The 24,213-nt window shown below is 64.1% G+C and carries 21 protein-coding genes; all 21 read left to right on the plus strand.

Annotated features, from left to right (window positions below):
• The first annotated feature begins 2 nt into the window (after positions 1-2).
• The 21 genes from QMK22_RS00205 (at position 3) to QMK22_RS00305 (ending at position 24,184) form a co-directional block, all read left to right on the plus strand.
• Complete coding sequence (locus QMK22_RS00205; protein ID WP_283495627.1) at positions 3-869, plus strand: PP2C family protein-serine/threonine phosphatase; 867 nt, start codon at positions 3-5, stop codon at positions 867-869.
• The gene (locus QMK22_RS00210; protein WP_283495628.1) at positions 856-1,575 is read left to right on the plus strand and encodes a hypothetical protein; all 720 of its coding nucleotides are present in this window, start codon (positions 856-858) and stop codon (positions 1,573-1,575) included. Before QMK22_RS00205 ends, QMK22_RS00210 begins: the two co-directional genes overlap by 14 nt.
• A gap of 76 nt (positions 1,576-1,651) precedes the next feature.
• Positions 1,652-3,319, plus strand: coding sequence for a variant leucine-rich repeat-containing protein (locus QMK22_RS00215; protein ID WP_283495629.1), 1,668 nt, complete (start codon positions 1,652-1,654; stop codon positions 3,317-3,319).
• A gap of 74 nt (positions 3,320-3,393) precedes the next feature.
• Positions 3,394-5,247 (plus strand): DUF7937 domain-containing protein, encoded by a 1,854-nt coding sequence (locus QMK22_RS00220; RefSeq protein WP_283495630.1) that lies wholly within the window; start codon positions 3,394-3,396, stop codon positions 5,245-5,247.
• A 185-nt stretch (positions 5,248-5,432) separates the two neighbouring features.
• Entirely contained in the window at positions 5,433-7,154 is a 1,722-nt protein-coding gene (locus QMK22_RS00225) for a GspE/PulE family protein (protein ID WP_283495631.1), read from the plus strand.
• 51 nt (positions 7,155-7,205) lie between these two features.
• The gene (locus QMK22_RS00230) at positions 7,206-8,480 is read left to right on the plus strand and encodes a type IV pilus twitching motility protein PilT (protein WP_283495632.1); all 1,275 of its coding nucleotides are present in this window, start codon (positions 7,206-7,208) and stop codon (positions 8,478-8,480) included.
• The gene (locus tag QMK22_RS00235; RefSeq protein ID WP_283495633.1) at positions 8,481-9,710 is read left to right on the plus strand and encodes a type II secretion system F family protein; all 1,230 of its coding nucleotides are present in this window, start codon (positions 8,481-8,483) and stop codon (positions 9,708-9,710) included. It abuts the gene before it with no gap.
• Positions 9,711-9,862: 152 nt separating this feature from the next.
• Entirely contained in the window at positions 9,863-10,270 is a 408-nt protein-coding gene (locus QMK22_RS00240) for a prepilin-type N-terminal cleavage/methylation domain-containing protein (protein WP_283495634.1), read from the plus strand.
• Positions 10,271-10,363: 93 nt separating this feature from the next.
• Positions 10,364-10,777, plus strand: coding sequence for a type IV pilus modification PilV family protein (locus tag QMK22_RS00245; RefSeq protein WP_283495635.1), 414 nt, complete (start codon positions 10,364-10,366; stop codon positions 10,775-10,777).
• Between the two features lie 8 nt (positions 10,778-10,785).
• On the plus strand, positions 10,786-11,466 hold the full coding sequence (locus tag QMK22_RS00250; protein ID WP_283495636.1) for a hypothetical protein: 681 nt from the start codon (positions 10,786-10,788) through the stop codon (positions 11,464-11,466).
• Positions 11,457-12,950: a hypothetical protein gene (locus QMK22_RS00255; protein ID WP_283495637.1), complete on the plus strand. Its 1,494-nt coding sequence runs from the start codon at positions 11,457-11,459 to the stop codon at positions 12,948-12,950. Before QMK22_RS00250 ends, QMK22_RS00255 begins: the two co-directional genes overlap by 10 nt.
• Positions 12,943-13,782 (plus strand): prepilin peptidase, encoded by an 840-nt coding sequence (locus tag QMK22_RS00260; protein ID WP_283495638.1) that lies wholly within the window; start codon positions 12,943-12,945, stop codon positions 13,780-13,782. Before QMK22_RS00255 ends, QMK22_RS00260 begins: the two co-directional genes overlap by 8 nt.
• Positions 13,783-13,866: 84 nt before the next feature.
• The gene (gene pilM / locus QMK22_RS00265; protein WP_283495639.1) at positions 13,867-14,919 is read left to right on the plus strand and encodes a type IV pilus assembly protein PilM; all 1,053 of its coding nucleotides are present in this window, start codon (positions 13,867-13,869) and stop codon (positions 14,917-14,919) included.
• Positions 14,916-15,578 (plus strand): hypothetical protein, encoded by a 663-nt coding sequence (locus tag QMK22_RS00270; RefSeq protein ID WP_283495640.1) that lies wholly within the window; start codon positions 14,916-14,918, stop codon positions 15,576-15,578. Before pilM ends, QMK22_RS00270 begins: the two co-directional genes overlap by 4 nt.
• Before the next feature lie 2 nt (positions 15,579-15,580).
• The gene (locus QMK22_RS00275; protein ID WP_283495641.1) at positions 15,581-16,258 is read left to right on the plus strand and encodes a type 4a pilus biogenesis protein PilO; all 678 of its coding nucleotides are present in this window, start codon (positions 15,581-15,583) and stop codon (positions 16,256-16,258) included.
• Positions 16,259-16,616: 358 nt separating this feature from the next.
• A complete protein-coding gene (locus tag QMK22_RS00280; RefSeq protein ID WP_283495642.1) occupies positions 16,617-18,104 on the plus strand; it encodes a type IV pilus twitching motility protein PilT in 1,488 nt (495 codons plus the stop codon).
• Positions 18,104-19,333: a type II secretion system F family protein gene (locus QMK22_RS00285; RefSeq protein ID WP_283495643.1), complete on the plus strand. Its 1,230-nt coding sequence runs from the start codon at positions 18,104-18,106 to the stop codon at positions 19,331-19,333. The genes QMK22_RS00280 and QMK22_RS00285 overlap by 1 nt, the downstream gene beginning before the upstream one ends.
• A gap of 297 nt (positions 19,334-19,630) precedes the next feature.
• Complete coding sequence (locus QMK22_RS00290) at positions 19,631-20,095, plus strand: type II secretion system protein (protein WP_283495644.1); 465 nt, start codon at positions 19,631-19,633, stop codon at positions 20,093-20,095.
• A gap of 137 nt (positions 20,096-20,232) precedes the next feature.
• A complete protein-coding gene (locus QMK22_RS00295; protein ID WP_283495645.1) occupies positions 20,233-21,606 on the plus strand; it encodes a type IV pilus modification PilV family protein in 1,374 nt (457 codons plus the stop codon).
• Positions 21,606-22,304: a PilW family protein gene (locus QMK22_RS00300; RefSeq protein ID WP_283495646.1), complete on the plus strand. Its 699-nt coding sequence runs from the start codon at positions 21,606-21,608 to the stop codon at positions 22,302-22,304. The genes QMK22_RS00295 and QMK22_RS00300 overlap by 1 nt, the downstream gene beginning before the upstream one ends.
• Positions 22,301-24,184: a hypothetical protein gene (locus tag QMK22_RS00305; RefSeq protein WP_283495647.1), complete on the plus strand. Its 1,884-nt coding sequence runs from the start codon at positions 22,301-22,303 to the stop codon at positions 24,182-24,184. The genes QMK22_RS00300 and QMK22_RS00305 overlap by 4 nt, the downstream gene beginning before the upstream one ends.
• Positions 24,185-24,213: the final 29 nt, after the last annotated feature.

Here is a 24,213-nt window from a genome sequence, read left to right on the forward strand (position 1 = left end):
CTATGAGTGAGGCGGCCGAGCGGCGATCTACGAGTTCCGGGGTGTCGCTGCGCTGCGGTTTTCGCACCGACGTTGGTCACAAGCGGAACGAGAACGAAGACTCCCTGCTGGCGGAGGCGCCGGTGTTCATCGTCGCTGATGGAATGGGCGGACTCGAAGCCGGACACCGCGCCAGCGCTGCGGTCATCGCCGAGTTTCAGAGCTGCGTTGCCCGCAGCGGCGTGCCGGCCGGAGACGTCGTGGCGGCGGTCGAACGCGCCCATACCGGGGTTGGTGCCGTCTCGGATTCGACCGTTCGTGGCGCTGGGAGCACGCTGACCGGCGTGGTGCTCATCGATCACGAAGATTCGCCGCAGTGGCTCATCATGAACGTGGGCGACTCCCGCGTCTACCGTCTGCACGGTGGAGAATTCCACCAGCTCACCGTGGATCATTCCCTCGCCCAGGAACTCATCGACGCGGGGTCGCTGCTGAAAGCGGATATCGCCACCTTCGCCCGCAAAAACGTCATCACCCGGGCCATGGGTGCACAGAACAGCACCGCGGACTATTGGCTGCGTCCGGTCATTACCGGCGAACGCCTGCTCGTGTGCTCCGACGGGCTCAGTGGCGAACTCTCCGATGAGGCCATCAAGGCCGGTCTGACGCTCGGCGGCACCACGCAACAAACGGCCGACCTGCTGCTCGCCGGCGCCCTCGAACACGGCGGCCGCGACAATATTTCGCTGATCGTGATCGATGTCATCGCCGGCGGGGTCGGTTCGTGGCACGGCATTTCGTTCGACGGTGACGACCAGTCGGACACCATCGATACCCGCAACGACGATACTCGACCGGTGAAACGCGGGGGCCGCAATGCCGCCGAGTGATCCGGCCCGGGTGCCAGACAAGCCAGACGAGCCAGACGAGCCAGACGAGCCAGACGAGCCAGACGAGCCAGACGAGCCCGACGAGCCCGACGAGCCCGACGAGCCCGACGAGCCCGACGAGCCCGACGAACCTGACGACGATGACACGCGCATCGTACGGCGCGAGAGTGAAGAACACACCCGCGTCGTGGTGCGCAGCACTGATGACAACACTCAACGTGCGGCACGGCCGAGGCGGCAAACCCTCACCGGAACGGCCTCGAAACCAGAACGTGACACCGCGTCGGCAGGCTCCGACTCCTGCGATGAGACCGCGGATGAGGCCACAGTGCGGTCCTCGAGGGGAAGCTCCGCCGACGATACGCGACTCAGCACGGCACGGGCGGCCGCGTCAGCGCCCACTCCCGTGGTCGATGCGCTGCAACGCCGGTATGAGCCGCCATCGATGCCGAGCGGGGGGAGTGTGCGCTATGCCGCCCGGCCCACACCGGCGATCGTTGAGCCGAAGGTGCCGGCGAGCGTGACCGATTCGGTGCCGGATCTGGCCCGCATCCGTTTGGCCGATGCGGCCGCCGAGATTCGCCGGCGGGCGGCGGCAACGGCCCGTCGCCGGCGCCGACTCACCCTGGTCGCGATCATCTCGAGCACCGTAGTGGTGTTGCTCGCCGCCGCAGCGTTCGTCGTCTTCATCGTTTTCAACTGGTGACTGCCGGCGGCCGGCCGCAGTATCCCCACCTATTTCAACTTTCCACCAGCACCAAATAGCCAGGAGCCACATTCTCGTGACAGATTCCACGTCCCCCCTTTATCTGGAAGCCGCCAACCCGGCCACACCGCAGGCGCGACTCGCCGAGATCGCCGCCGCACACCACGAGTTGCACCCGGTGATCGCCACGAACCCATCGTGCTATCCGGCACTGATTGAGTGGATGCTGCAACTGGGCACCATAGCGCCGGTTACGCCTGCGGTTGTGTCCGCGCCCGAGGTGCCGGCCGCCAACGCTGTCCCGGCTAGCGATCAGGCTGCCGCGGATCAGACCGCCACCGATCAGGCCGCCATCGATCAGGCTGCGGCGCCCTCCTCGACATTCGGTCTGCCGGTCGAGCCAGCGGCATCCGTTCAGCCGAACCCGTTCGGCCAGCCGGCACCGACCGCTGATGCTGCCGCCGGCGTTGCTGCGGCGCCGAAGAAGGCGCGCAAAAAGGTGCTGATCGGGGGCTCGATCGGCGTCGTCGTGCTACTGGTCGCCGTGGGGAGCGTCTGGGCCTACGGAGCCATTTTCTCAAAGCTGGGCGGGGCATCCTCGCCAACGGCAGCGGTGGAGAAGATGCTCGAAGGAACCGCTGATATGGACCTGATCAGCCTATACGGTTCGCTGTCGCCCGCCGAAATCGAATCATTCAAGGCTCCGATCGATCAGCTCGGCACCATCGCCATGGACGACGAGAACGGTGACGCGGTCGACATGCCGGCGCTCATCAATACCGTCGTGGACAGCCTGAACATCACCCTGACCGGGCTCGAGCTCGAGGCCGAAGAGATTGAAGATAATATTTCGGTCGTCACCATCACCGCGGGTGAAATGACGATGAACGGCGATGCCGAAACGATCACCGACGCTTACCTCGAGGTCGTGGAACCACAGTTGCGCCTGCAGCAGGAAGCGTGGGGCTACGACGATCGCGATATTGACTCGATGCTCGCCGACATGCGCGAGTCGTCGATCGACGGCCTGAACGACGCGCTGCCATTCACGCAGACCGCAGAAGACCTCACCGACGCCCTCGGGCACGATGCCGCCGTGGTCACCGTTCAGGAGGGTGGTTCTTGGTATGTCAGCCCCCTGCTCACGGCCGGCGAGAACGCCCTGCAGAGCGGATCATCTGATTCCGCTCGTGGACAGCTGGTTGCCGCCGATGACGTGGCGAAGTTCGACACCGCCGACGCTGCCGCCGAAGGATTCACCGAGGCCATGATCGCGTTCGGTGAGAATGGTGACTACGGCGACCTCGCCGCTGTTCTGCCGGAATCGGAACGTCGCTTTCTCAGCCTCTACGGCGACGCGCTGATGCCTGCTGATGGCGGCAATGACTACGACAACCTCAAGGTCACCGACTTCGCCGTGACGCCGCAGGTCGAGGGCAAAACGGCACGCCTCGATATCGAGCGCATCGTGATCGAGGGCGACGGCTACAACTGGCCGTATAACACCGAACTCTCCGGGGTGTGCGTCACCACGGATTCGAACTACTCCTCGTTCGACGGGTGCCTCGACGACGTCTCCTGGATGAAGGAGCTCGGCGCTGGCAGCTGGCGGGTTCTGGCCGTGCAGGAGAAGAGCGGATGGTTCGTCAGCCCCATGCGCACCGTGGCCGACGTGACCGGAATCGCCGTCGAGAACCTGGTTCGACTCAGCAAGGACGGCGAGCTCGACCGGCTCTACAAGTAACCCGTGCGGCAGGTATCGGTGCCGCACGTACAAACGCGGACAGACCAAAGACAGACAAAAGACTGAGGATTCAGATGACCGTCGAACCAACCACCCCCGAGCAGTCGGCCGTTCAGCCGTCGGCTGCGCCTGAGTCGCCGGCGGTGTCGCCGGCTGTTCCGCCCGCTGTGCCAGCCACCGCGCCGCAATATGCTGCGCCTGCCGCCCCGCCCGCCTACCCGGCATCGCCGGCCAAGCCCAACCCGTTCGCCGGTATTCCGGCCTCCGACTGGGCCCGTGACGGCGGCGCCCTGCTGTTGCTGCTGATTTCGCTCGCGCTGCCGTGGGTGTTCAGCACCGATAGCTACAGCAGGAGCGAGGTGATCGGCGCGACCGGCCGCATCGAGGTCGTCCTGATCACGCTGCTGTCGTTGTTCTCGCTCAGCCTCACCTACCTGCTGCGCGCCGGCGTCTTCGGCGCGAACATCGGGCTGGCCCAGATCTGGTTGATCCGCTTGCTCGTCAACGTTCCCTATGCGCTGCTCGTGCTCGGCTTTATGCTGGTCGATGCCTTCTCGACGCACGAGACGTCCGGACTGGGCTATGCGGCTGCCTTCGGCCTGGCCGGCGCCTTCCTGGCCGCCCAGCCGCGCTCCGCAGAGCTGGTCGGAATCGTGGGCTATCACCCGATCGCCCGCCTCTGGCACCGCATCGTGCTCGGTTACGGCGCGGTCGCCGCCCTCACCGTGCTGGGCGCGGTCATTCTCGGCGTCGTGGCGTCGACATCCGCTCAGGTCAACCCGGTGGCGCTGCTCGCCGCCGTTCTGGCCGTTCTGGGTGGCGCGGCCGCCGTGTTGCTGCCGATCTATGGGATTCTGCGTGGCACCGCGATCTGGCTCACGATCGGGCGGACGCTCGGCGGTATCGCCGTCGGCGTCATCACGATCGATGCCTTCACAGACTTTCGTCTGTCGGTGGCCGGCATTGAATCGCTCAACTACGGCGGCTACCCGCTGATTCTGCTCGCCGGGCTGCTCGGCTTGGCCTGCTCCCCGGCACTGCGACTGGCGGTGGTGCCGATCGAACCGATCAGCAAGTGGTTCGGTGTGGCCTCGCTCACGCTCATGCTCATTGTCGGCACGGCCGGGCTGAGCCTGCTGTTCGTCATCGCGAACCTGATCGGAAGCGGGAATACCTCCGCCACCACCGCACTGAACATCGGCGCTGCGATCGTGTTGTCGATCATTATCGTGATCGCCGTTATCGCACGCACGACCCTGCGGTCGAACCCGGCCGGCAGCCAGGGGCTCGTGCTCGGGCTCACCGGCGCTATCGCCGTGCTCGGCATCGTCTTCGTCGTGCTGCGCGGGCAGACCCTCGCCGACGACAACCTCGGCGACTACTATTCCTGGATCTTCGACGGCACGACGGGCTCCTTTGCGCTGATCGTCTTCAGCACCGCGGCGGCGTTGAGCCTCGCCCTGGCGTTTGGACTGCCCGCTGCGGTGTTCTACGCGTTAACCGTGCCGACAGCGGTTCGGGGCTATTACACCCAGTACGGCCCGGTTCGAGCCCCGGCCCCGGTGTCCTATGCCGGTGTCGCAGCAGCGCCTGCGGCAGCGACTGCGGCAGCGACTGCGGCAGCGACTGCGGCAGCGCCTGCGGCAGTGCCGCCAGTGCCTCCGGCCCCGCCGGCGCCTGCCGCTCCGGCAACGCCTCCGGCACCCCCGGCACCTGTCGACGTCCCACTCGCAGCGCCGAGCGCCGCCAGCCTGGCAGCCAGTGATCCGGCCACCTCGGCCGCCGCGTTGTACGACCTGGCGCAGCATAACCCCGAGGTCTGGCCCGAGCTCGCGGGCAACCCGAGCACGTATCCCGACCTGCTCACCTGGCTGGCGCAGTCGTCCGACCCGCTCGTGCAGCACGTGCTGCGCTCCCGCGGCCTATAGAGAGCGAGTAATCGTCACGCGTTTGCAACACTTCGCGCGTGCTCGCCCCGTAAAGTGGGGACTATGCCGGGGTTTTACCCATTCATTACTGTTGGGGATAGCTTCACGCCACTTCTGGGACAGTTCGTCGCGCGCGGCCGTCTCGCTCCGACATCCACGTACTACTCCAGGGGAGCCGCGCAACGATGACCAGCCTGACCGAAATTCTGATCGTGCACGGATTGCTCCCGATCGAAGAGCTCGACACCGTGCGATCGAGCGATCGTGCCGACGAAGCAGCGGTGCGCACGATGGTGGAGGCCGGCACCATTTCCGAGCTGCAATTCGCCAAGGCGCGAGCCGAGCAGAAGAACCTGCCTTTTGTGGAACTGCTGGACTATCCCGTGGACCGGCTCGCCGTTGCCAAAGTGCCGGCCGCCGTCTGTCGTCGGGCCAGTGTGCTGCCGATTGCGTTTGAAGACGGTCGCCTCGTCGTAGCCATGGTCAACCCCGGCGACGTGTTCGCCGTTGACGACGTGCGCGAGGCGGCTCACATGCGGGTTACCACCGTTGTGGTCGAGCCCTCCGATCTGCAGGCGGCCATTGCCCGCTACCACCGCGCCGACAACGAACTGATCGACCTCAGTACCACGCTCACGGCCGACAGCGAAGAGGCCGAAGATACCGCGGCACAAACCGAAACGGATGACGCGGCGCCAATCGTGCGGTTCGTCAACCTGTTGGTCAGCCAGGCGATCCAGGACAAGGCCTCCGATATTCACATCGAACCGGGTGAACACGACGTGCGGGTGCGGTATCGCATTGACGGCGTGCTGCACGAGATGCAGCGGGCACCGTCAACCATCGCCAGTGGTGTCATTTCGCGCATCAAGATCATGAGCGACCTCGACATTGCCGAGCGTCGTAAACCGCAGGACGGCCGCATGTCGGTGCACCACAACGGTCGCACCGTCGACCTGCGCGTCGCCGTTCTGCCCACGGTCTGGGGTGAGAAAGTCGTGCTGCGAATTCTCGACAACGCGACCTCGTCGATGAAGATGAGTGGACTCAACCTGCTCACCGACAACTTCAACGAGTTCGAAATGGCGTACACCAAGCCGTACGGCATGATCCTCGTCACCGGACCCACCGGTTCGGGCAAGTCGACCACGCTGTACACGACTTTGCATGCCATTTCCCGCCCGGAGATCAACGTGATCACGGTCGAGGACCCGGTGGAGTACCGCATGGAGGGGGTCAACCAGGTGCAGGTGAACCGCAAAGCGGGCCTCACCTTTGCCGTCGCGCTGCGCTCCATTCTGCGAGCCGACCCCGACGTCGTTCTGCTGGGTGAGATTCGAGACCAGGAGACCGCGAAAATCGCCATTGAGGCGTCGCTCACCGGCCACCTCGTGCTGTCAACACTGCACACCAACGACGCTCCGAGCGCCATGACCCGACTCATCGAAATGGGGATCGAACCGTTTCTGGTGGGCTCGGCGCTGGACTGTGTCGTGGCGCAGCGGCTGGCCCGGCGGCTCTGCGACCGCTGCAAGGCCCCCGACGACCGCACCGACCTGGCGCACCTGGGATTCGTCGTCAAGCCCACGGTGGGCTACGTCGCCAACCGCGACACGGTGATCCCCGACCTGGGTCCGGCCGTCGACCCGACCACGACGGGAACGATCATCTACAAACCGGTTGGCTGCTCCAGCTGTTCCAAAACCGGGTATCGCGGGCGCCTGGGCATCCACGAGGTCATGACGGTATCGGAAGAGATCGAACGCCTCACCGTGGCCCGCGCGTCAAGCGCTCAGATCGGTGCTGCCGCCCGCAAACAGGGCATGGTCACGATGCGCGAAGATGGTTGGGCCAAGGTGGCTCTCGGTCTGACCTCGATCGACGAGGTGCTGCGTGTTGTCTCCTAGCCGCGGCGTTCACGACGCGGTGGCGCAACGCCGCGGGGCGAGGCCCCCGCAATGAGCGCGTTGAACATTGACCGAGCTCTCGTTGTACACGACGACGACGACGACGCCGACGAGGCTCCGCCGACGGCCGTTGACCTGCGCGCCCGTCGACGGCTGCGTTCCGGGGACCAGATCGAGCTCAGAGAACCCGATCGCGACCTGCTCATTGCCTTACAGCTCGTGCTCACTGAGGGGGCTTCCGACCTGCACGTCTCCGGCGGTGCACCGCCCAGTATTCGGGTCGACGGTGCCCTGCGCCCTATTGCCGGATGGGACCGCTGGTCGCCGGAGAAAGTCGCCGACGCCCTCGGCAGTATTTTGTCGCCGTTGCAACGGCAGGAGTTCGATCTGGAACTCGAGCTCGACTTTGCCTACACGGTTCACGACACACGGTTTCGGGTCAACTTCTATCAACAACGCAATACCGTCGGTGGCGCCTTTCGCCTGATTCCAAATGAGATCAGGTCGCTGGCCGAGCTGGGTATTCCGGCATCCGTGTCACGGTTCGCCCACCTACCCCGGGGGCTCGTGCTCGTTACCGGGCCGACCGGGTCGGGTAAGTCGACGACCCTCGCCGCCCTCATCGACGTGATCAATCGCACCCGGGCCGACCACATCGTCACGGTCGAAGACCCGATCGAGTTCATTCACGAGGCCAAGAAATCCATGATCAGCCAGCGCGAGGTGGGGCAGGATACGCACAGTTTCGCATCCGCTCTCAAGCACGTGTTGCGGCAGGACCCTGACGTGATTCTGATCGGTGAGCTGCGCGACCTCGAAACCATCTCGGTCGCACTCACCGCCGCCGAAACCGGTCACCTCGTTTTCTCGACCCTGCACACGCAAGACACGGCGCAGACCATCGACCGCATCATCGACGTTTTTCCACCCCACCAGCAGGCCCAGGTGCGGGCGCAACTCGCCGCCACCCTGCGCGGGGTGGTGTGTCAGACCCTGGTGCGCAAGATCGGCGGCGGTCGGGTGGTAGCCACCGAGATTCTCGTGACGACGGCAGCCATCGCCAACCTCGTGCGGGAAGGCAAGTCCCACCAGATCGCGTCCGCCCTGCAATCGGGGCGCACGCTCGGCATGCACACGATGGACCAGCACCTGGCCGAACTCGTCGACTCCGGGCAGATCACCCGCCAGGCGGCGGAAGAACAGGCCATGGACGTCGACGTGCTCAAGCAGCTCGTGCACCGGATAGATCCGACGGATGCTCCGGTCGGCGACCTGAGCCACGGCGAAATTGACTTCAATGATTCGTATTCGCCGGGGAGGCGCTAAATGTCCACCGAAATGTCCTTTGCCTACACCAGCCGTGACGCCCGTGACCGGGTGGTCAAGGGTCGCATGGAAGCCGGGTCGGAGCGGGCCGCGCTCACGCAGCTGCGCACGATGGGGCTCTCACCGATCACGATCGCCCCGGCCCGCAAGCTCAAGGGCCTCAACATGGAAATCAGTATTCCCGGTTTTCAGAAACATGTCGGCCTCACCGATCTGGCCGTGATGAGCCGCCAGATGGCCACCATGACCGCGGCCGGGCTGTCGCTGCTGCGTACGCTCAACATCCTCTCAGAACAGACCGAAAACAAGCAGCTCGCCCAGGTGCTCGCCATAATTCGCAGCGATATCGAGACCGGGGTTTCGCTCTCCGAGGCCTTTGACAAGCACGACGTGATGTTTCCGCCGATCATGATCAACCTCGTGCGTGCGGGCGAGACCGGTGGTTTTCTCGAAGACGCCCTCAACTCGGTGGCCGACAACTTTGAATCCGAGATGAAGCTGCGCGACACCATCAAGAGTGCGCTCGCCTACCCGGTGATCGTGCTGATCATGGCGCTGCTCGCCGTCGTGGGCATGCTCATCTTCATCGTGCCCGTGTTCGAGAAGATGTTCAAGGGGCTCGGCGGCGAACTGCCCGCAGCCACCCAGGTGCTCGTTGTGCTCTCGAACGGCATGGTCTGGGTGGCGCCGGTCGTGATCATCGCCGCCATCGTGTTCTCGATCTGGTGGCGCAAGAACAAGCACACCCTCGCCGTGCGCCGGGTGGTCGACCCCTTCAAACTGCGGCTGCCGGTGTTCGGCCAGTTGCTCACCAAGCTCGCGATCGCGCGGTTCAGCCGCAACTTCGCCACCATGATCGGCGCTGGTGTGCCCATTTTGCACTCGCTCAAGATTGTGGGCGAGACCTCGGGCAACTACGTGATCGAGTCGGCTCTGGCCAAGGTGCAGGAATCGGTGAGTCAGGGCCGCTCTATCTCGGCCCCCCTCGCCCTTGAGCCGGTGTTTCCGGCCATGGTCACGCAGATGATCGCGGTGGGAGAGGATGCCGGCGCGCTCGAGCAGATGCTCACCAAAATCGCGGACTTCTACGACCAGGAAGTGCAGTCGACCACAGAACAGCTCACGGCCCTGATCGAGCCCCTCATGATCGCCATCATCGGCGTGGTCATCGGTGGCATGGTCGTGGCGCTCTACCTGCCCATGTTCAGCGTGTTCGACTACGTCAAATAGTCCTGCGTGGGGATTACCCATACGGGACGTAACCCCTTATGGGGGTAGTCGGCCCCCCGAAAAAACAGGCGTCGATTGTGGGCCCCGACCTAGGCTGAAAGTGAGCAACCGCACCGCTTTGCTCCCTGCACTTTCACGCAAAGGACACAGACATGAACCGTTTCTTCACAACCGCCCTGGTCAACAAGCGCAAGGCCCTCGGCGAGAAGGAGAAGGGCTTCACGCTCATCGAGCTCCTTGTTGTCGTACTCATTCTCGGCGTACTCGCCGCGATCGCCATCCCGATCTACCTCGGCCAGCAGGACTCCGCCAAGGACAGTGCCGTGGCTGCCTCGATCACCAACGCGAAGACCGCCGTCGTCGCCGAGCTAGTCAAGGGAACGAAGACTACTACGACCCTCGCGCTTACTGACACCGCGTTCACCCCTAGCGCTGACATCACCGTTTCCTATGCAGGGAACGGTTCAACTGGATTCACTATTACTGGAGTCTGGGTGGGATCGGCCGACCACACGTACACGATCACCGAAAAGGGCGCCGCCGTTAAGTCAACACCGTAGCGACCAACTTTTGATCTGGGTCGGCGGGATGCCCAGTAGCGTCCCGCCGAGCCGTCCGTTTCCATTCGCACCACGCATCGGAAAGGCGCGATCGTGAGATCTCACTCTGGCACCGCGTCGCGATCCTCCCGAGAGGCCGGCTTTGGCATGATCGAGATTGTCGTCTCCATGCTGCTGCTCTCCCTGCTGGCCATCGCCTTTCTGCCGATGCTCGTCACCTCGCTGCGCGTGTCGGTCTCCAATACCTCCCTGACTTCCGCCACCCAGCTCGTTGCCTCCGAGATGGAGAATATTCGGTCTCTCGGTACGACCTGCAGCGACCTGGCGTTGTACGCCAGCGTGCCTCCGGCGGTCTTCGATCCCGATGGCCGAGCCCTGCAGGCTCACCTCCACGTCACCTGCTCGGGAACGTATCCCGACATTGCCCCCGTGCGCGTCTACGTCACCGAGATCTCGACCGGTACGACACTTGCCGAAGCCACCACGAGCGTTTTCGTGAACGGCTAGGTCTCGACATGATCTCCAGCACGAATGCCCGCATCAACGTCGTGCACCGCGCGGGTCAGCCACAACCGTCACGCGAGGCCGGCTACACCCTCGTCGAACTCCTCATCTATTCGAGCCTGCTCGTGCTCGTTCTCACTGTGGTCGGGGGAATGTTGCTCAATACCCTCACGTCGGAGCAGAAAATTCTCGACAGCGCCAGTGCCAACACCGTCAGTCAGTTGATCTCGACCTCCGTGCACTCCGGAGTGCGTAACGGCACGGCGCTCACGGTCGTCAATAGTGCGGATACCGCCAACGACGATCAGCTTCTGGTGGTCACCACCGTGAGCAGCGACGCGGCCGCGGCGGCCAGCGCGCGCGTTTGTCAGGCCTGGTACTACACCGAGGCGAACGGCGGCGCCATGTACTACAAGCGCGGTGCGGCACCGCAAACCATCGTCGCGCCCACCATTAACGCCCTCGCCAACGACATGACCGGCTGGACACTGCTCGGTTCCGGAATATCGGCAAGCGACAATTCTGCCGGTATCGCCCAGCCCGTTTTCGACGCCGCAGTCAGCGTTTCCCAGCGTGCTGTCACTCTCAACTTCGCGATCAATGGGGGCGGCGATACCAGCCCCGCAAAGATCTCAACCACGGTAACAAGCCGCCAAGGCGCGGCGCCGGCAACGGAGCCCAAATGTTTCTGATGCGCAAGTCCTCACTGTGGCAGGCCGCCGAGCGCGGTAGCAGCATGCTCGCCGTGATCGGCCTCATGGCCGTCGCCGGAGTGGCCACCCTCGCAATTGCCGGATCAACAATGAACTCACTGGGAGTGAGCAGCGCCGCTCGCGCCGGCGTTCAAGCCCAGGCCGCGGCAGAGGGCGGCATCGATGCCGGCCTCCTGATGCTCAGCATGGAGTGCACCGGCTTGGTCGACGGCATCCTTCCGACGACTGATTCCCGTGCCCGCGTTACGATTTCACACTTGGATACTGGGAGTGCGTCGTGGGTCAAAGGATGTCCGACGACGACCGGCCAGGTCAAAATTACTTCGGAGGGAACCGCGGCCGATCTGGGTATCGGAGGCAACTCCACCGGCAACACCCGAACGGTCGAAGCCATCTACTCCGTCGACACGTCGGGGAGCGCTACGAGCAGCGGCATCGCCATCTATGCCCACGTGGGTTTCTCCGTCATCGAGTCCGTGACGATACAGGCCAAGGCATCTGCTATCTACGTGCGTAATGGAAACGCAAGTTGCATTAGTTCGGGTGCGAACAGTGTTGACATCATCGTCAAATCAGGCGATGTGACCCTCGGTGAGTCGTGCGGCGTTTTCGGAGACGTATGGGCATCGGGTGCTGCCAGTATCGGGGGATCGGCAATTGTTCATCAGAGTCTGATCGCCAGCAGCTTGAAAACTGTGTCCACGGCCCAGGTCAGCGGCAACGTCTGGGTTTCGGGCCTAGCTGCCATTGGGGCCGGCACGAAGATCGGCGGAACTCTCACGGCCGGATCAATCACGGGCACCGTTGGCACTCTTCTTGGCGGCCTGACCGGAACCCTACTAGGCACTAAGCCTGCGCCAGTTTCCGGCATTACCGACCCTGGATGGTTCGAGCTCAACTACAAGTACAACAAGAAGCAAAAGCAGGATCATTGGGAATCCTTCGAGAAAGAGTACGAAATCGCCGGCGTCTGCGACCTCGCCAAGCTGCAGACAGCCGCCGATAGTTTTGCAGGACGCCCCGGAATCATTGAATGTCCGGCCGGGGTCGATGTCGCCAGCGCCGGAGTACTGACCCTCGGCAGCGACGTCGCTATTATTGCGGAGTCTTTTAAATTTCGTAACAGCGCCCAGATCAATGCCGCAGCGAAGCACAAACTCTGGCTGGTCACTCCAGACGGATCCCCCAACAGTAAGCCCACCTGCAATGCTCACGATGAAGATTTTTCGGTCAGCGAGTCGTTCAAGGTGAATGTCAACGTGGATGTGATGGTCTACACCCCCTGCAACGTGAACATCTCCACGTCCTCCCAGTGGCGTGGTCAGATCTGGGCCGGTGGCACCGTGAAATTCGGCACATCCGGTGTTTACACCTACGTCGAGGTGGGCTTTCCTGGAGCGGCATCGAGCGCCGGTACCGTGGCCTTAGGCGCGCGAGAATCGATTCGAGACCTCAATGACTAGCGTGATCGCGGGCCTGTTCGGCATTCTGGGAGCGCTCATCGGCTCTTTTCTTAACGTGGTCATCTATCGGGTGCCGGCTGGCAAGTCGATCGTGTCACCGCCCAGCGCGTGTGGCCGGTGCGGCGCGCGCATTCGACCGTTCGATAACATTCCGGTTTTGAGCTGGTTCGTGCTGCGCGGCGAATGCCGCGACTGTAAGGCGCCGATATCTGTGCGCTACCCCATGGTGGAACTCGGCACGGCGGTGTTCTTCGCGGTCGTGGCCCTCTGGGTGTTTGCGGGCACCGATCCCGGCCCGGCGACCGGCACGAGTTCCGCCACTCTCGCCACCGAGATCATCGTGCTCGTAGCCTTTCTCTATTTGGCTGCCATCAGCGTGTCCCTGGCCATGATCGACATCGACACCCACACCCTGCCGAACAAGATTTTGCTGCCCGCTTACGTGGTCGCGGCCATTCTGCTCACGGCAGCCGCGCTCGTGGCCGGTGAACCCCAACGTGTGCTCACCACCTTTATCGGTGCGGGAAGCCTGTTTGGCCTCTATCTCGCCCTGGCCCTGATCAGCCCCGGCGGGATGGGGCTCGGCGACGTGAAACTGGCCGGTGTGCTGGGTCTCTACCTGGGGTACCTGGGCTGGGCGCCATTGATCGTTGGCGCCTTTGGCGCTTTTCTGCTCGGTGGTGTCTTCGGCCTGATCCTGCTGATTTCCCGCAAAGCCGGCCGACGCAGCAGCATTCCGTTCGGCCCGTGGATGCTGGTGGCGACCTGGCTCGGCGCATTCTTCGGCGACCAGATTGCTGCCGGTTACCTCGACTTGTTCGGCCTCGCCTGACCGGCAGCCCGCAGTCCGACCTTCCTTACCTGACCAGCTCTTCGACCACCGCTTACGAACCAATTTCTCTCTGGGGGAAAACATATGGCTACACGTGTAGTCGGACTCGACATCGGCACCACCGCCGTGCGAGCCGTGGAACTGCGGGACGCCGATACCGATCATCCTGTACTCGTGCGTTGCCACGAAGAACCATTGCCGTTTGGCGCGGTCAGCCGCGGTGAGGTTCTCGAGCCGGCCGTCGTCGCCGCAGCGCTCAAGCGCTTATGGGCACGCGCAGACTTCTCCACCAAGGATGTCGTGCTCGGCATGGGCTACCACCGCATGGTGGTGCGTAACCTGACCGTGCCCAAGATGTCGCTGCGTCGCATTCGCGAGTCGTTGCCGTTTCAGGTGCAAGACCTGCTGTCGTTTCCCACCGCCGAGGCCCTGCTTGACTTCTACCCCATCGCGGAGGTAGACAGCGACGGGGAGTCGGGTCCGCAAATCTCCGGGCTCTTGATTGCCGCCATGAAAGACGTCGTGCAGTCGCATCTCAAGGCCGCCAAGCTGGCCGGCCTGCACGCCATCAACGTCGATATTCTCGCTTTTGCTCGCAGTCGCGCCATTCACCGCGGAGTCTCCGACCCCGGCGTGATCGTGCAGATCGATATCGGGGGCGGCTCGTCGAGTGTGCTCATCTCGGCCAATGGAGTTCCGCAGTTCGTGCGCGTGATCCCCTCCGGTGGCAACCAACTTACCAAGGCCCTCCGCGTGCGGCTCGGCATCGACGAGGAAGCGGCCGAGGTGCTCAAGAAGAGGCTCGGCCTGCCCGACGAGGTGGCGCCCGGCGATGAGATCGCCGCCACGATCATTCGGGAACTCACCTCTGAACTGCTGGAGAGCCTGCGCAACACCATCGCGTACTTCACCAATAACCGCCCGGAGATGCCGGTGGATCGCATCGTGCTCATGGGCGGTGGCGCTCGGCTCACCGGCTTTAGCGCTGCGCTCAGCGAGCTGAGCCGCTTTCCGGTGCTACCGGCACAGCCCTACGGTGAGCTCGAACTGGGACCAGACGTCAATCAGGCAGATCTTGTCAACTCCGAGTGCACGTTTGTTGCGGCACTGGGGCTGGCACTGGGGAGTAAAGAATGAGACGGGCACTTGAAAGCCGCGAATTGATTCTCGGCGGAGAACCCCGCGCCGATCTGCTTCCCCCCGAGCTGAAGGCCAAGCGTGAGGGCCGAGCGCTGCACCGCGCCCTGAACATAGCTCTCGTGGGGGTCATCGTCATTATGGCGGCGTCGATCGGCGCGGTCTCCCTGAAAGCTTCTCTGAACCAGAGCACCCTCGCGGCCGCCAACGCGCGCACCGACGAGATTCTGCTGGAGACCACGCAATACGCCGAGGTCAACGGGGTGCAGGATCGCTACGACACCACGCTGGTCGTGCGGGCGCTCGGCCTGTCGACCGAGGTGGACTGGAAGGCGTACCTGGCCGACATTCGCTCGGTTTTGCCGGCCGACGTCACCATCGACACGGTCAATGTCACGAGTGCCTCACCGTGGACGGCTTTTGCGCAGAGTGAGGTGCCGCTGACGCAGCCACGAACCGCCTCTCTCGCGCTGGAGATCACGAGCCCCGGGCTGCCGCCGGTGCCGCAATGGTTGGTTGCCCTGGCAGACCTGCCGGGCTATGCCGACGCGACCCCCTGGTCGATCACGCACTCAGCGGATGGCAGTTACGTCGTGAGCCTCGCGCTCAACATCAACGAGTCCGCGCTGACCAACCGCTTCGCGATTAGGGAGAAGTAACCGTGAATAGAGACCGACTCTGGGGACTTGCCTGGATCGCTGCCGTGGCCGCCGTCGTGGTTCTGGGAACCATGCTCGGCATTGTGCCCAAAGCTGAGGAGGCGAAGGCCGCCTCACGGGAGCTGGCCACGGTCGAGGCCCAGAACGTGGAGCACGAGCTTGCCCTCGCAGCGCTGCAAGATGAGTACGCCAGCATCGATGACCTCAAGGACGACCTGGCTGACCTGCAGCTCGGCATTCCCCTGGCCGCGGATATTCCCGCTTTCGTAGCGGAGCTCAGCGCCATCGCCACCCAACACCAGGTGACCATCGAGCAGATCTCGATCGCTGACGGCACCGGCTATGTTCCCACCGAACCCGTGGTCGCGACCGACACCGCCGCAACCGACACCGCCGCGACCGACACCACAGCGACCGACGCCGCAGCGACCGCAGCGACCGGAATCGATGCGAACTCGCGCGTGACGGCGGCCACGTATATTTCCATACCCGTCTCGATCGAGGCCACCGGCACGGGCAGCGCCGTACTCGAGTTTCTCTCGGGCCTGCAATACGGTGATCGCATCATTGCCATTAACAGCTTCGCCACGGACGCGGCAGTGACAGCGGATGTCGTCACCGTGAGCATCGAGGCTGAAATCTACGTGCTCGTCGACCCGACGGCCACGACTGCCGAGTAGCTCGTCTCAGCATACAAAAGCCCCCGATACGCGCGGTATCGGGGGCTTTTGTGTACCCGCGCGGCCGACGTCTCGCCCCGCACCGAGCGCCTTCTCCGGCCAATCTGACCAGCGCCTGGCGGCGGTGGGTTACCCGTAGACCCCCAGATCGCGGGACTACCGCCGCGTGGAAACCCTCAATAGCGTTGCGCCTTACGTAGACCGTGCGCGAACAAGACTTACCCTCTGGCTCCACTCTCGCGAGGTCTGCAACGACCGGTCGTCGTACCCTCGTCGGCCGGTCGTGTTCCACCCGCACGGCCGTACCTGTTCCGCGGCAATCAGTACCCGACGCGCTTGCTCCGAGAAGGATTTGCTCATGGACGACCCGAAAATCTCCCTGTCGCTACGCGACGCCACCGTGCCTATTAACCGCGTGCCTATTAACCGCGTTCCGATTGACCGCGTTCCGATCAACCCTGTGGCGTTCACCCCGGGCTCCATCGGTGGCATCGCGAACGGGCGGCACCGTGACGAAGTACGAGTGGTTCCCACGAATGGCCGACGCACCCGCGTGGCGTTGCGGAGTTCCGGCGACCGCGTCCTGCCCAGCAGCGACCAGGAACTGCCCGACGTGCTGGGCCTGCCCGACGCCGACCTGATCGAGGCGCTCACGGAGGTCGTGCTGCGGCAGGCCTCCGACCTGCACGTTGCCGTTGACGCACCGCCGTCCATTCGCCGCGACGGCGATCTCGGTCCCGTGGGAGTCACGCCGGCCTGGTCGAGCGAAAAGATGAGCCTGGCCATTCGCAGCATCCTGACTCGGGCCCAGCAGACCACCTTCGATCGCGATCACGAACTCGACTTCGCCTACACGCTGGGCGAAACAGAGTTGAACTCAAGCAGCCGCTTTCGGGTGAACGTGCACCAGCAGCGCGGTGCGGTCGGCGCGGTCTTTCGGCTGATTCCAAGCGAGCTCAAAGACCTCAAAGCCCTCGGCATTCCGCAGTCCGTGGCCGCATTTTCCGCTCTGCCCCGCGGGCTCGTGCTCGTGGCCGGGCCCACCGGCTCGGGCAAGTCCACCACTCTCGCCGCCCTGGTCGATCTCGTAAACAGCACCAGGGCCGACCACATCGTCACCGTCGAAGACCCGATTGAGTTTCTGCACGCGCACAAGAAATCCATTGTCACGCAGCGCGAGGTGGGGCATGACACGGCGAGTTTCGCATCCGCTCTCAAACACGTTCTGCGACAGGACCCCGACGTTATTCTCATCGGAGAACTGCGCGACCTCGAAACCATCCAGGTGGCGTTGACCGCCGCCGAAACGGGGCACCTCGTGTTCGCGACGCTGCACACGCAGAGCGCGGCGCAGACCATCGACCGCATTATCGACGTGTTTCCGCCGCACCAACAGAACCAGGTGCGGGCGCAGCTCGCTCAGACCCTGCAGGGCGTGGTCTGCCAAACGTTGGTGAAGTGCTCGACCGGCTCCGGCCGCGTCGCGGCGACCGAGGTGCTCGTCACCACGCCGGCCATCGCGAACCTCATTCGGGAGGGAAAAACGCACCAGATCGAATCGATGATGCAGACCGGCAAAGAACGTGGCATGCACACCATGGACCAGCATCTCGCCGAACTCGTGAACACCGGGCAGATCACCCGCAAGGCCGCGCTGTCGAAGGCGCACGATGCCGACGGGCTCGATTTGCTCGTGCATCGCACCGACCCGATGCCCGGTGGTGCCTTTGCGGTCGCCTTGGCGGATGCCGGCGCCAATAGAACCACCGGCTACGAGACGAATAGCGGCTTCGATGCCGGCCGCAGCGTGGACTACGAAGCCGGGTTCGCCCGCGCGGTGATCTGATGGCGGCGACACTGGTTTTCGCCTACACCGGCCACGATGCCGCGGGCAAGAGCGTGAAGGGGCGAGTGGATGCCCTCACCTCGGGGCAGGTGGCGGCGCGGCTCAATGCGCAGGGCATCGCGCCCCTGTCCATTGTTGAGGCCGCGCCGGCCACCGGTATGCGGCGGTCCATCAACATTCCCGGCTTTTCGCGCGGGGTTCGGCTGAAAGACTTGGCCATTCTGAGCCGGCAATTCGCCACCATGATTACGGCCGGACTGTCGCTGCTGCGGGCACTGCGTATTCTCACCGAGCAGACCGAGAGCAAGCCGCTCGCGGCGGTGCTGGCCCTCGTGCGGGATGACGTTGAGGCCGGCCAAGCCATCTCGGAGTCGCTCGCCAAGCATCCATTGGCCTTTCCGCCGATCATGATCAACATGGTGCGGGCCGGCGAGACCGGCGGCTTTCTCGACGCTGCGCTCAACTCGATCGCCGAAAATTTCGAAAAGGAGGTCAAACTCCGCGGCACCATCAAGTCGGCCATGACCTACCCGGTGGTCGTGCTCTCGATGTCGGTCGTCGCCGTGATGGTCATGCTGATCTTCATCGTGCCCATTTTTCAGGACATGTTCGCCGGTCTCGGGGGCGCGTTGCCGCTGCCCACCCAGATGCTCGTGTCGATGTCGCACTCCATGGTCTACGTCGTGCCGATCGGCCTCGTGCTGGGTATCGCGTTCGCTCTGTGGTGGCGCCGCAATAAGAACACCGACCGGGTGCGGCGTGCGCTCGACCCGCTGCGCCTAAAAGTGCCGGTCTTCGGCCCGCTGCAAACGAAAATCGCTGTGGCTCGTTTCAGTCGCAACTTCGCCAACATGCTCGGTGCCGGCGTGCCCATTCTGCAGGCGCTGAAGATCGTGGGGGAGACCAGCGGTAACTGGGCCATCGAGAATGCCCTCATCCAGGTCGCCGAAGGCGTGCGGCGAGGCCAGTCGGTCTCGGAACCGTTGCAGGAGTTTCCGATTTTTCCGGCCATGGTCACCCAGATGATCGCGGTGGGAGAGGATGCCGGCACGCTCGAGCTGATGCTCGACAAGATCGCCGATTTCTACGATCAGGAGGTGCACACTGCCACCGAGCAGCTCACCGCCATGATCGAGCCTCTGCTGATCGCCTTTCTCGGCGTCGTGATCGGCGGTATGGTCATCGCCCTCTACCTGCCCATCTTCAGCATCGCCAGCATGATCAAGTAGCCCCTGACTGCCCGCTGACCCCCGCTCCGGCGGGGGCCGTTGGCGTGCCCGGACGGGGCTCCGTCGACCCCCGTCGGGGTGTGGTCCTTTGTGGGGGTGGGTAATGCCCAAATTACCCGCGAACGTGGGTCGTGCGTCAGAAATTCCCGCCCCTAATCTGAAGCTCCGGTCGCACCCTCGATCGCAAGATTCACCGCATCACGGCTTGACCGCTTTACCGCAGCATCGTTCACAGCACGACGAGTCCTTACCCGGCTCGCTTTCGCACGATCCGCATCCAACCCGAATGGACTCACCATGATTACTCGCCTGCTCGCTTCCCTCAACCTTCGCCGCGCACGCTTCACCGAGAACCAGAGAGGGTTCACGCTGATCGAGCTGCTCGTCGTCGTGATCATCATCGGAATCCTCGCGGCCATCGCCATCCCCGTGTATCTGGGGGTGCAGAACAACGCCAAGGACTCGAGCGTCAAGAGCGACCTCACCAACGCCAAGACAGCCATCATCGCTCTGCAGACCGAAACCGGCACGATGTCGGCCACAACAGCGGATGTGGGCCTGATCACAAACATCGCCAACAGCGGCTACACCCGGGGCATCGACACCGGCGTGATTAAGTTCACGAACACCGGAACTGCCACGGCCGCCGCGTTCTGCATCACCTCCACGAGCTCAACTACCGCCAAGTTCTACGTCACGCAGACCCTTGGCGTGACCAAGCTGGCCGCGGCCGCCGCCGTACCGGCCGGCTGCACCTTCTAGCCACACTGCCCGGGCCGGGCATCGCGCAAGCGGTGCGCCGGCCCACGGCTGTAGGCCCGATCCGCCACAGCGCCGCGTCTGCGCCGCGCGAACACCCGCCAACACCCTCACACGACCCCCACCCGAAGGAGGTTCTCGTGCGAACACTGCTTTCTCGCCTGAATCGCCACCCCGCCGACGCGGGAATCACCCTCATCGAGGTGCTTGTCGCGATGATGATCTTCGCGATCATCGCCGTGGGTGTGGGCTACGGCCTGGTCACGGCGCTCTACCTCGGCCACGACGCCCGGTCCCGGGAAGTTGCGGTCAATCTGGCCGCACAGGAGGTCGACCTGGCCCGCACGTCCAGCAATGTATTCACCGTGCTCACCCGCGATACGACCGTGGTGCAAAACGGCACCACCTTCCTGGTGCACCGCGCCACCGACTGGGAAACCACCAGTGGCGCCGACGGCAACTGCGGCTCGGGCGGCGGCCAACTGCGGTATCGCCGCGTCAACGTCACCGTCACCTGGGACGGTATGCGAGCCACCACTCCGGCCGTGCGTGCCGACAGTGCGCTCGCTCCCGGCAGCCGCATCAACGACCCTGACCTCGGTACCATTCTGGTGTCCGTTCTCACTGCCTCCGGCGGTGGTGCTGCCGGAGTCACCATCTCGGCCGTTCCGGGGTCGGTGCCCAACGGTGCCGCCGCCCTCACCGAGGCGCCGGCGGCCACGGACTCCGAGGGCTGCACTTACGTGCTCAAGGTGAAGCCCGGTACCTACGAAGTCTCGGCGTCGCGGCCGAACTACATCGACAAGGACCAGTCGGCCACGTCGACGGCGACGGCGGGCGTGGTCGCGGGCGGCGCAACATCCGTTTCGTTCGTCTACGACCTCGCGGGAAGCATTACGGCTGACTACGCCACCAACTACACCTCGGGATCGACGCTGCTCCCCACAAATCTCAGCACGACTTTTCGCAGCACGTATCAGGACTACGCAGCGGTGAACTCGACCAACGCGGCTTCCCAGACCTTTCAATTACATCCCTTTTCGGCCGGCTACGAGGTGCTCGCGGGTACGTACATCGCCGCCACCCCGACCACACCGGGCTGTATCTCGGTCGACCCGACCGCCTGGGATACCCCGGCTGCCGACGGTGCGATCGGCACCCGTGTCGATCCGGTGGCCACCCTGCCCGGCGACAGCGCCAACGTGGACGTGTCAATGGGAGTGCTCAGCGTGACCGGCCTGGGCGGGCAGTATCTGCGAGCCGTGTCGGCGACTGCCCCGGTCGGCACCGACGATCCGGGTTGCGGTGCTGCAATGAGCTTCGACTTTGGACAGCTTCCCCCCGACGCCACAACGCAAATCGGGCTTCCGTACGGGTCCTGGAGTCTCTATTTCGGCATCTCAAGCGCGCTGCCGGTGCTTCCAGTTCCCGACCTGAGCCTCGCGGTATTGACTCGCGGAGAAACGTCCCCCGGGGTCGTCACCCTCGACCCGCGTATGGTCGTGGCGCCGTGATGCCTCGTGGCGTGCGGCGGCTGGCCGCGACGCTCGGCGCACGCGACGCGGGCATCTCGCTGGTCGAGCTGCTCGTCTCAATGCTGCTGCTCGGTGTGGTCATGGCGATGATTTCCGGCCTGTATATGAGTGCGTCGAGCACACTCGGCCAGGCGCAAACCCTCACCGCCAACACCCGGCAAGCATCCAACGCCATGAACGAGGTGTCGCGGGTGATCCGTGCCGCTACCGAAAACCCGGTGTCGGGGCAACCGCTCAACGATCCCGCCCTGGAAGAAGCCACCCCGGAGGCCCTCACCTTGTACGCCTACGTGAATCTCGGCATGTCGACCCAGCAGCCACTGAAGATTCAACTCGCCCTCGACGCTGATCGGCGCCTGGTCGAAACTCGCTGGGAGTCGACCGCTCTGAGCGGCGGGTACTTCACCTTTTCCACCACTCCGCTTTCGTCACGCATCATTGCCGAGACGGTGGCCCCGAGCGGCACCGCGCTGTTCAGCTACCTCGACGGGGCCGGCGTGCCGATGCTTGGCGGTGCTGGCCTCGGTACCCTCGACACGAGTCTCGAACGGCGCACCGTTTCCTCGATCGCGGTCGTACTCACCCTGCAAGCCAGCGTGACGGATGACCGCAGCGCGGTCACCCTGCAAAATACCGTTGGTATGCCCAATGTCACCCTCGGACGGACCACACCATGACCGGCCGTCGGAACCTGCGACTGTCTCGGTTGAGCCTGGGCGCAGGCCGGCGCCGCGGCCCGCGGCTACTATCGGAGCGTTTTGGTCTCACCGCCATCGTCGGCGCCTGGCACGCACGCACGGAACAAGGAGAACGGGTTCCGGCGCAGCCCGAACGTGGCGCCGCCCTTCTCGTGGTGATCGGCGTTGGCGTGGTGCTTCTGACTCTTGTGGCAACGGCAATGACGTTTTCGGTCAGCGGCAGCGTCAAGGCGTCGCACGACCAGGATTGGAACGGCGCGATGTCCGCCGCCTACGCAGGTGTCGCCGATTACGAGAGCCGACTGGCCAACGACAATACCTACTACCGGGTCGGCAACCCCGCTGCCGGGTTCAGCGTCGGAAGCGCCGTCGTAGCGCCGGTTGTCTCTAATGAAGCCTTCGGTCTGGGCGCCGCCGGCAGCTGGGCAGCCGTCGCCGGAGGCGACGGCACCGCATCGTTTCGCTACGAAGTGGACAACTCTGCCTACTCATCGTCGGGAGTGCTGCGCATCCGCTCGACCGGCCGCGTCGGAACCGTGACCCGCAGCATCGTCGCCAATATCAAGCAGCGCGGATTCATCGACTACCTCTACTTCACAATGTATGAAATCCAGGACCCGGCCCAGAGCGGGGTCACCACGCCCGGCTGCGCCAATACCTATGCCTGGGCCGGCCGGCCGGCCCCGTCCGGCGGAACGAGCGTGTGCAGCGACATTGCTTTCGGCAGCGGTGACGTCGTCAACGGCCCGGCGCACTCCAACGACACGATTCGAATCTGTGCGGCCACGTTCAACGGCAAGGTCACGACCGGTGACCCGCGCCCGGCCGGTTCGAATTACACGAAGCAGAACTCGAACGGAAGCAGTTGCTCCGGGCAGGTCTTCAACGGCGGGGTTCCGACGAACAGCCCGGTGATCGCCATGCCCGCCACCAACTCATCGCTGAAGAAAGAGACGCGCACGGATGCGGGCGTGGATTCACCCGGATGCCTCTTCACCGGACCGACCAGCATCGTGCTGAACGCTGGCGGGACGATGACCATTCGTTCTCCGTGGACCAAAGTGACCCGCGTTATCGGCGACCCCGCCATATCCGGCAGTAACAATGCGGCCTGCGGCATGCCGGGCACAGCAGCCGGCCAGTTGGGGTCCGCTGCGGGCGCCACCGTTCCCGTGCTCAACGCCAACCTCTTGTTTGTGCAGAATGTGCCCGTGCGGGCGGCCGACCCCAACTATCGCGGCGCAACGACCTGGCCGAGCGGCCAAAGCGCCACCACCTGCGCGACCGGCAACGGCATCGGTTTCCCCCTTCCCACCGAAAACGTGCCGTCGATCAGCTCGAGTTACGGCTGTCGCAACGGCGATGCCTTCATCAAGGGCACGCTGGACGGCACCATGACGGTGGCGACCGACAATTTTCTGTACGTCACCGGGGACATCATCTACGCGGATTCCTCCGCCGACGTGCTTGGGCTCGTCGCGCAGAGCGCCCTGTGGGTGTGGAACCCCGTGTGCACGGGCGCGGGCGGCGTCACCTGCGTCGGCGGTACCGGCGCCATGCTTCCCAGCAATCGGCGCATCGACGCCGCCATGCTCTCTCTCGACCACACGGTGCAGGTGCAGAACTACTACCGCGGCGGAGCCAGGGGCGTGCTCACCATCAACGGATCCCTCGCCCAGAAGTATCGCGGCATCGTCAGCAACGGAAGCAACGGGTACATCAAGAATTACACCTACGATCCGCGCTTTCGCTATCTTGCCCCGCCCAAATATCTTTCGCCGGTGGCAGCGACCTATGGCGTGAGCCTGCTGGTTGAAGTCAGTTCGGTATTCATCGCCGACGGAGCACTGGTGCCCTGATGCGTTTCGTTACCTATATAAAGGAGCAC

The organism is Cryobacterium sp. PH29-G1, from assembly GCF_030063365.1.
Taxonomy (GTDB): domain Bacteria; phylum Actinomycetota; class Actinomycetes; order Actinomycetales; family Microbacteriaceae; genus Cryobacterium.

Bases quoted from the DNA above. Each gene is read 5' to 3' on its own strand.
- QMK22_RS00220 (WP_283495630.1), top strand. From the start codon at position 3,394: ATGACCGTCGAACCAACCACCCCCGAGCAGTCGGCCGTTCAGCCGTCG.
- pilM (WP_283495639.1), top strand. From the start codon at position 13,867: ATGGCTACACGTGTAGTCGGACTCGACATCGGCACCACCGCCGTGCGA.
- QMK22_RS00290 (WP_283495644.1), top strand. From the start codon at position 19,631: ATGATTACTCGCCTGCTCGCTTCCCTCAACCTTCGCCGCGCACGCTTC.
- QMK22_RS00205 (WP_283495627.1), top strand. From the start codon at position 3: ATGAGTGAGGCGGCCGAGCGGCGATCTACGAGTTCCGGGGTGTCGCTG.
- QMK22_RS00210 (WP_283495628.1), top strand. From the start codon at position 856: ATGCCGCCGAGTGATCCGGCCCGGGTGCCAGACAAGCCAGACGAGCCA.
- QMK22_RS00285 (WP_283495643.1), top strand. From the start codon at position 18,104: ATGGCGGCGACACTGGTTTTCGCCTACACCGGCCACGATGCCGCGGGC.
- QMK22_RS00250 (WP_283495636.1), top strand. From the start codon at position 10,786: ATGATCTCCAGCACGAATGCCCGCATCAACGTCGTGCACCGCGCGGGT.
- QMK22_RS00280 (WP_283495642.1), top strand. From the start codon at position 16,617: ATGGACGACCCGAAAATCTCCCTGTCGCTACGCGACGCCACCGTGCCT.
- QMK22_RS00240 (WP_283495634.1), top strand. From the start codon at position 9,863: ATGAACCGTTTCTTCACAACCGCCCTGGTCAACAAGCGCAAGGCCCTC.
- QMK22_RS00300 (WP_283495646.1), top strand. From the start codon at position 21,606: ATGCCTCGTGGCGTGCGGCGGCTGGCCGCGACGCTCGGCGCACGCGAC.
- QMK22_RS00270 (WP_283495640.1), top strand. From the start codon at position 14,916: ATGAGACGGGCACTTGAAAGCCGCGAATTGATTCTCGGCGGAGAACCC.
- QMK22_RS00260 (WP_283495638.1), top strand. From the start codon at position 12,943: ATGACTAGCGTGATCGCGGGCCTGTTCGGCATTCTGGGAGCGCTCATC.
- QMK22_RS00225 (WP_283495631.1), top strand. From the start codon at position 5,433: ATGACCAGCCTGACCGAAATTCTGATCGTGCACGGATTGCTCCCGATC.
- QMK22_RS00305 (WP_283495647.1), top strand. From the start codon at position 22,301: ATGACCGGCCGTCGGAACCTGCGACTGTCTCGGTTGAGCCTGGGCGCA.
- QMK22_RS00230 (WP_283495632.1), top strand. From the start codon at position 7,206: ATGAGCGCGTTGAACATTGACCGAGCTCTCGTTGTACACGACGACGAC.
- QMK22_RS00255 (WP_283495637.1), top strand. From the start codon at position 11,457: ATGTTTCTGATGCGCAAGTCCTCACTGTGGCAGGCCGCCGAGCGCGGT.
- QMK22_RS00235 (WP_283495633.1), top strand. From the start codon at position 8,481: ATGTCCACCGAAATGTCCTTTGCCTACACCAGCCGTGACGCCCGTGAC.